5 protein-coding genes are annotated in these 7,532 nt (G+C 67.2%); 4 read left to right on the plus strand and 1 reads right to left on the minus strand.

Features of this window, described 5'->3' with window-relative positions; translation table 11 throughout:
• The first annotated feature begins 410 nt into the window (after positions 1–410).
• Positions 411–1,664 carry a hypothetical protein gene (locus C1I97_RS26550; RefSeq protein ID WP_146608298.1) on the plus strand — a complete coding sequence of 418 codons (1,254 nt, stop codon included), beginning with the start codon at positions 411–413 and terminating at the stop codon, positions 1,662–1,664.
• A gap of 162 nt (positions 1,665–1,826) precedes the next feature.
• Positions 1,827–3,368, plus strand: a complete 1,542-nt coding sequence (locus tag C1I97_RS26555; RefSeq protein ID WP_258382749.1) for a bifunctional metallophosphatase/5'-nucleotidase — start codon at positions 1,827–1,829, stop codon at positions 3,366–3,368.
• An 847-nt stretch (positions 3,369–4,215) separates the two neighbouring features.
• Here the strand turns inward: C1I97_RS26555 and C1I97_RS40140 are convergent.
• Entirely contained in the window at positions 4,216–4,374 is a 159-nt protein-coding gene (locus tag C1I97_RS40140) for a hypothetical protein (protein WP_181446923.1), read from the minus strand.
• 920 nt (positions 4,375–5,294) lie between these two features.
• On the opposite strand from C1I97_RS40140, the gene C1I97_RS26560 reads away from it, so the two are divergent.
• Entirely contained in the window at positions 5,295–5,930 is a 636-nt protein-coding gene (locus C1I97_RS26560) for a hypothetical protein (RefSeq protein ID WP_258382748.1), read from the plus strand.
• 821 nt (positions 5,931–6,751) lie between these two features.
• Complete coding sequence (locus tag C1I97_RS26565; protein WP_111005688.1) at positions 6,752–7,285, plus strand: NUDIX hydrolase; 534 nt, start codon at positions 6,752–6,754, stop codon at positions 7,283–7,285.
• Positions 7,286–7,532: the final 247 nt, after the last annotated feature.

A 7,532-nucleotide genomic window follows, 5' to 3' on the forward strand; every position in this document is an offset into this window, starting at 1 on the left:
GCACACGAAGGCCCCGGCTCCGGTCGCTGCCCCCGCCCGCGTGCCGCCCCGTTGACGCTCATGCGCCTTCGTGTGCCGTCATGGGCGTACACCCCACTTGCCCTGCACCGCATCATGGGATCTCGACGTCTGCTTGCGGCGTATCCGTACAGGTGTCCGCACCACCTCTCTCAGGCGATACACCGTCAAACCATCGATGTTCCCGCCACGTCACCCACGGCGCCCCGTCCGACACGCCTGTGTGTCATCCAAAAACCTCAGCCGCCGTGCCGACAGGGTGACTTCCCGTTTCGCCTGAGCAATTCTCCCGAAACCGGATGAAATCATCGCTTCCGCCGGTGGGTCGTTGTCGTCAGCCATGTACGCGGCAGGCGCCCCCCGTGCTTCCTTCCCCTGCCACCGGAGAAGCCATGAAATTTCCCAGGTGCGGACGCCTGCCCGGCACAGCGCTCTTCCTGGCGGTGCTCGGCATGCTCACCGCGGCCGTATGCGCCGTCCCGGCCACCGCCGCCCCGACACCGCCTCCCAGGCCGATGACCACCGCCAACCCCAACGCCTTTGCCCTCAGGTGGGGGAACGACCGGACCGCGCAGGCCGACAACCTGAGGAAGGTCGTGAATCCGGGCGGTAACCGGATCACGGTGGGATCCATGCTGAACGCGGCCAACCGCCAGGCTCACACCCAGCACCAGACCGCCTGCCGCAACAACGCCATGACCCACAACGGTGCTCTGATCGGGGCGCACGCGGTCGCCTACTACTGCCTGGACCACGCGGACACCGTCAACACGCGCTGGACTCCGCAGGGAATCAGCGGAACCGAGGACGCCCAGCCGGGAGCCGGCACGGTGAACGGGCACAGGGCCATCGTCTTCTCCTGGCACTCGGGCGGCGTGAACCAACAGGGGACGGGAACCCGGCTGAGCTTCCTCGACCGCGCCACGAACAAGTACATCCACGTGCTGCTCGTGCGGCCGAACAGCACCGGGACCGATTACAGCGACGTGAGCACCCATGCGGGCGGCATCGTCTGGTACCGGCACTACATCCTCGTCGCCGGCCCCACGAGCGGCGTACGCGTCTTCGACACCAACGACCTGCTGCGACTCGCCAACAACACGAAGGCGAGTGTCGACCCGGCCTGCTCGACCGGGTTCCACACGTCCGGTCCGCACGCGGGCAAGTACTGCGGACGCGGTTACCACTACCTGCTGCCCGAGAAGGGCCAGTGGATCAACCAGAGGGCCGGCACCCGCTACGACTCCATGGCGCTGGAACGCGCGTCCGGACAGAGCCCGGTGTTCCTCACCAGCGAGTACCGGGAGAACAGTGTCGGCCGGGTGGTCCGCTGGCCGAGCAGCAGGATGACCCGCTTCAGCGGCACCATCCGGCCGACCACCGCATGGCACCAGCCCGTCCGTGACGTCCAGGGCGCCTTCTCACGCGGCTGCTACTACTTCAACTCGGGCGGAGGCCCGAACCACAACCGCCACCTGATCTCGGCCAGGACGACGGGCAACAAGGCGACGAAGTGGCAGCTCGGCGGCCGAGGGCTGCAGGACCTCTACTGGCTGCGCTCGGCCAACCAGCTGTGGACCCTCACCGAGCCCCCCGGCGCCCACAACCGGTTCCTCTACGGGGTGCCCAGGTCGACCTGCCCCTGACGCCTTCAGGGTGCCGTCAGGGTCCTCCCGTCGCTCCGTTCCTTCCCCTTCCCTCTCATCCCCGTCCCGCCGGGCCCCGGCGAGACGGGGGGTCCCCGCTCGTGACGCGGCAGCCGAAACCCGCGCGGCCCCACGCCGGCACGGCTCCCCCACAGACACCCCCTGGACGTCGGCCCAGGGGAACGACGGGACCGTCTTCCTGCGCGACGGCACCAAGGTCACGGCAGGCGGGGGCGCCTACATGGCGACCCACATCAGACAACTCCGCGCCAGGCCGACAACAGCCTGCTGGTCGGTGTCGGCGACCTGATCGGTGCGTCACCGCTGGAATCCGCGCTGTTCCACGACGAGCCCACGGTCGACCTGATGAACCAGCTCGACATGAAGGCCTCCTCCGTGGGCAACCACGAGTTCGACAAGGGCTACAAGGAGCTGGAACGGATCCAGAACGGCGGCTGCAGCCCCGTGGACGGCTGCCGGTTCGACCACCCGTACCGCGGCGCACGCTTCCGCTACCTCGGTGCCAACGTGACGTTCAAGAGCTCCGGCGAAAACGCTCTGCCCCCGTACTGGATCCAGCGGGTGAACGGCGTCCCGGTCGGCTTCATCGGCGAGCCTCTCCAGGACACCCCTTCGGTGACCAGCCCCAGCGGGACCGCAGGCCTGCGGTTCGGCGACGAGGTGACGACGGCCAACCGCTACGCCGACCTCCTGAGCCGCAAGGGCGTGAAGACCATCGTCCTGCTCCTGCACCAGGGCGACGACGACAAGGTGCCCAACGGCCCGAACACCTGTGACGTGGCGGGCGGCGGTCCGGGCACCGCCATCGCCACCAGGGTCAGCCCGAAGATCGACGTCGTCTTCAGCGCGCACACCCACCAGCAGTACGTCTGCTGGGTGAAGGACCCCACGGGCCACCGGCGTCCCTTCGTCCAGGGACGCTCGTACGGGCGCGAGCTCTCCGTGGTGGACCTCAGGATCGACCCTCGTACCCACGACGTGCTCCGCGGCCGGACCCAGGCGTTCAACCGGATCGTCACCCGTGACGTGCCGAAGGACCCCAAGGCCGAAGCCCTGATCAGCCGAGCGGTGGATCTCGCCGCGCCGACGGCCGACAAGCCCGTGGGACGGATCAGCCAGGACATCGACACGACCCCTGTGGGCGAGTCCCCCATCGGCGACGTGGTCGCCGACGCACAGCTCGCCGCCACCACGTCCCAGGGCGCACAGATCGCACTCGTCGATCCCGGTGATCTGCGGGCGAGTCTGACCTACCGGCCACCGACCGGTACGGTCACCTACGGCGACGCCTACGCCGTCCAGCCGTTCGACAACACCCTGATGACGATGTCCCTCACCGGGGCCCAGCTCAAGGCCGTGCTCGAACAGGCCTTCCCGAACCGCGGCAACCGCCCGCTGCTCCTCATCCCGTCCGCAAACATGCGGTACACGTGGTCGCAGTCGGCCCCCGCCGGCTCGAAGATCACCTCGATCACCGTCAACGGCCAGCCGGTGCAACCGACCGCGACCTACCGCGTGACCGTGAACGACTTCCTCGCCCGCGGCGGGGACGGTTTCACCGTCTTCCCGCAAGGCACGAACGTCACCTCCGACGGCAAGGACCTCGCCGCGTTCACCGCCTGCCTCGGCGCGCACGAACCCCTCGCCCCTCCCCCGCTGAACCGCATCGCCCAGACCGCCTGACCCGTCGGCGCCTGATGCCGCGGACCTCCCGCCGACGCCAGGCATCCTCGTGTCGCGGCCCGGACGCGTCGGGCACAGCAGATCGGCGACCGGAAGTTCGCTGCCGTACGCCCCCTGAAACGCCGAAGGCCCCGGATCGCTCCGGGGCCTTTGACCTGTGCGCACTCGGCAGGATTCGAACCTGCAACCTTCTGATCCGTAGGATCGGGCAGCACGCCTTGAGGAATGCTGGCGGCATCCTGCTCCGATCGCCCAGGTTGGCGATCATGCGCGTCTGTGTGCCGTCGTTGCCGTCAGAGTTGCCGTCAACACCGAACGGTGGCACCTCCGCCACGACGGCTTCGGACCCGCCCGCCTCAGCTCCAGCCACACCGGTCCCGACGCCCTCCACTACAGCAGTCGCTGACGGCAAAACGGGGCGGAACCGTCAAGCATCAAGCGACGTCAACGCGCTGAGCGTCAAACGAAGTTGCACAGCAGCGTAAGAACGACTGAGTTACAACTTCCTTCACTGGTTCAAGCACCCGTCGTCGCTTCGCTCCTCCGGGCGGGCGCGGGCGGCCGACGGCGCCCGCGCTCATGTCTCCGCCCCGCTCGGCACCGCCGGCCGCCCGCTCCCACCCACGAGGCAGGCACACCGTGCATGAGGTCAGAACACGTCGTGGCTGGAGCGGAGGGGCGGTTGTCAGAGACCGCCTGGAACACCTGCGCGGGGGCAACGGCGGGGAGGCCTCGACCACGGCCTGCGGATCCGCGCTCATCGACAGCAGTCGCCACAGGACGTGCTGACGGAGCGGACCGGCTCCCTTGGCTCCGCTCCGCTCCAAATCACTGGTGGTGGACAGAATCAGTAACCGTGGTCCCGGCCCCGGTCGAAGTCGCGATCCCGGTCGAAGTCGCGGTCGCGGCCGCCGTGGTCGCGGTCACCGTGGTCGCGGTCGCCGTGGCCTCCGTGGCCCCCGTGGTCACGGACCAGGACGGGGAAGAGAGCGTTGAAGATCGCCATGGCGTTCCTCCTGGAATATGCCAGAGGCATATGAGACACGTTCAAAGGTGGTACGTCCCAGTGTGGGAATTAGATGGCGTTTTAAGTCAAAAGATGGTAAAAGTCTCCTGTTGGACACAGGGTGTTGGCGCTCCGGTCACCGGCTCGACTGAGCTATGGGGACTCCGCCGATCATGTGGGTAGGCGCGCGGCCCCATCGGCCGGGCCGTCTGTGGGCCGTCCGAGGCGAACCGGCGTTGACAGATGATGACAACTAGTCCTGGCGTCCACGCAGGTCACAGGCTCAGCCGCAGTGAGCCGCCGCACGCCAGGGACTTGGATCATCACTTCCAGAAGAACTGGCAGCAGATCTGTCAAGAGGGAGCCGGTCGGCTGACATCAACGGCTGACACCAACAGGTGCGTACAACGCCGACCAACGCCGAATGACAACGGACGATCAGCCAAGGACACCGGCCGGTTGGCCGACGTTGCCGACACCCCAGTGATCGACCTGGCAAGGATGAGGCCAGATCTCGAAGCCGGCCCCCCTGACCGCAGTACGGTGGTCCGGTCTACGCCGGATGGCGGACGTCATGGGCGCAAGGCCCTGGCGGGGCAGGGGGGCTGCCGTGCTCCGGTCTGTGACCCGCCTGCCCCGGTATGCCGGGGCCCATCGCGCCGGCGGTTCCAGGCGACTCGCTGCCGCATGGGTGAGCAGGCGTCAGAGATCACCTTGAAGGCCTAATCGATCTTCGATTCGCCTGTTCCATTGGGCTATTTGACGCTCCATCAGCAGCCGGGGAGCACCCCGTTCGGCTCTCCAGCGCCGACCTTTCCGGTATGCCCGAAATGACGGCCCTGGGGGCCGTCGGTACGTTCGATCACACGTCGGCTGCCAAGGCCGGCTTCTCTGAGAGACAGGAGCAAAGCAGCATGATCATGACCCGTTCTTCTGCCATCACCGCGGGCGTGGCGGCCGCCGCGGCCCTGACCGCGACCGGTATCACCTACGCCACGGCCGCCCCCGAGCCCCAGGCGGCCCCGGCCGTCGTCCAGCAGGCACCCGTTCCCGCCCAGGTGCCCATGGGCGACGAAGGCGGAAAGGGCAACGAGCGCGGCGGCGAGCGCGGTGGCGAACGCGGCGGCGAGCGCGGCGAGCGCGGCCACGAGAAAAAGGAGCGCCACCACAGGGTGGGCCGGATCTTCATCAACGAGCGGTCGTTCTCCGCCCGCCCGGACGGCTGCATCACCGTGGTGAGCGGCCTGGGCTCCAAGAGCTTCAACATCCGCAACGACAGCAAGCGGACCGTCGAGTTCTTCCGCGGGGCGACCTGCGACAACGGCGCCCCCATCGCCACCGTCGGCCCCCACAGCGAGGCCAACAACGTCCGCCCGAAGTTCAAGGACGAGGACGAGAACTTCGAGAAGGGCGAGCACCACAAGAAGCACCACGAGGAGATGGAGGACGGTGTCAAGGTCAAGAACGGAGTGGTGGGCAGCTTCCGCGTCATCAAGCGCCACCACGACAAGTTCGAGTTCGACGAGTTCAACGAGTTCGACGACTTCGACTACTGAGCCAGCCGCGTGATGCCCACCATGTAGAACCCCGGCCCGCCGTAATCGGGCCGGGGTTCTGGTCTCAGCCCCACCCCTGTGGGCACCCGGCTCGTGGTGCCCGCACCCGACCACTGCCCGACGGTCCACGCGCCTGCCACGCCATCCTAAAACCGGACAGAAGGCGCTGCGCGCCTGCCCTCGCCGACGTCCTCCTGCTTCACCGGCTCACCCCTCCTGATCACCTTCCACGACGTCAGGGAGTAGAGGGAGGTTCCCGTGGGAACGAGGCGAGGCCGCGGTACAGCACGGAAGTACAGCAACCACAGCAACCGACCCCGTCCGGTAGCGTCCCTCCGGGACCGTAGCGCGGCCGGTACGACCGTTCGCGACCGATCCACATATAGCTACGGATCAGAGGGTTGCGGCCCGTCGGCGACAGCGGCCACAGGATGCGCATCCTGCCACACCACAAGCGCACCAGATCGAGCGGGGAACAGCGGGGAATCACGGTGAAAGCAGCTGGTCTCGATGACGCCACGCCTCGGCCGTTCGCCCAGGTCAGCACCCAGATCGGCCGCAAACGCTCGCAGCTTCCCAAGCTGAGAGCCCACAGGGCGCCCAGTGCGCCATTCTCCCGGAGCGCCGGCTGACGACGGGGACGATGACTGCATGCGCTACTCAGCTGGACAGCCTGACCAAGCCGATGAGTGACAGATCCTGGGCGAGGACATGATCACACCCAAGAGCCATCTCGTCATGCTGACGCGATAAGGGCCGAACCTGCGTCCGTCTCCGGGACGGTCTGAGATCCTGGAGACCGATCGAGAGGGGCCGCAGGTATGGAGTGGAAGACCCACGGTGAGCGACAGATCTACACCAACAAGTGGGTGAATCTGTGTCTGGTCGACGTCCAGCAACCTGACGGGCGCAGGTGGGAGTACCACGTCGTTCGCCTCCGGCACCTGGCCGTGGCCGCCGTGGTCAACGACCGCCAAGAGGTTCTGATGATGTGGCGGCACCGATTCATCACGGACTCCTGGGCCTGGGAGTTGCCCATGGGCCTGGTCGAGGAGGGTGAGTCCCCGGAAGAGGCAGCAGCCCGCGAAGTCTTGGAAGAGACGGGCTGGCGTCCTGGCCCCATCAAGCCTCTGATCTATGCCGAGCCGGCCAACGGGATCACCGACTCGCAACACCACGTATTCCGCGCGAACGGCGCGACCTACGTCGGGCCGCCCACGGAGAAGAACGAGTCTGACCGCATCGAGTGGATACCCCTCAGTGAGGTGCGGGGCATGATCGACCGCCGGGAGATTGTCAGCAGCGGATCCCTCGTCGGCCTCCTCTACCTGCTCATGGATGAAGCGATCCGCTGACCGGTGGGAGGACCGCCCGTAGCTGTGCCTCGAAGGCCAGGGCTACGGGCTCTTGCCTGTATGGGGCCAACTGGTCGTAGAACTCTCTGAGGTGGCCGACACCGGGAGTGTCTAATCAACGGGTCTGGCCCGTAGTCGGTGGTGACGGCGGGTAGCCATCAGCGCAGGAGGATACGGTGGCGGAGGAGGTCGAATCCGGCGCGGCCGTGCATCTGCCGCATGATCCGTTTCGTTCTGGTGTTGACGC

Origin of the sequence: Streptomyces sp. NTH33 (genome assembly GCF_003236365.1) — a bacterium.
In the GTDB taxonomy this organism is placed as follows: Bacteria; Actinomycetota; Actinomycetes; order Streptomycetales; family Streptomycetaceae; genus Streptomyces.

Bases quoted from the DNA above. Each gene is read 5' to 3' on its own strand.
- C1I97_RS26560 (WP_258382748.1), top strand. From the start codon at position 5,295: ATGACCCGTTCTTCTGCCATCACCGCGGGCGTGGCGGCCGCCGCGGCC.
- C1I97_RS26565 (WP_111005688.1), top strand. From the start codon at position 6,752: ATGGAGTGGAAGACCCACGGTGAGCGACAGATCTACACCAACAAGTGG.
- C1I97_RS40140 (WP_181446923.1), bottom strand. From the start codon at position 4,374: ATGGCGATCTTCAACGCTCTCTTCCCCGTCCTGGTCCGTGACCACGGG.
- C1I97_RS26550 (WP_146608298.1), top strand. From the start codon at position 411: ATGAAATTTCCCAGGTGCGGACGCCTGCCCGGCACAGCGCTCTTCCTG.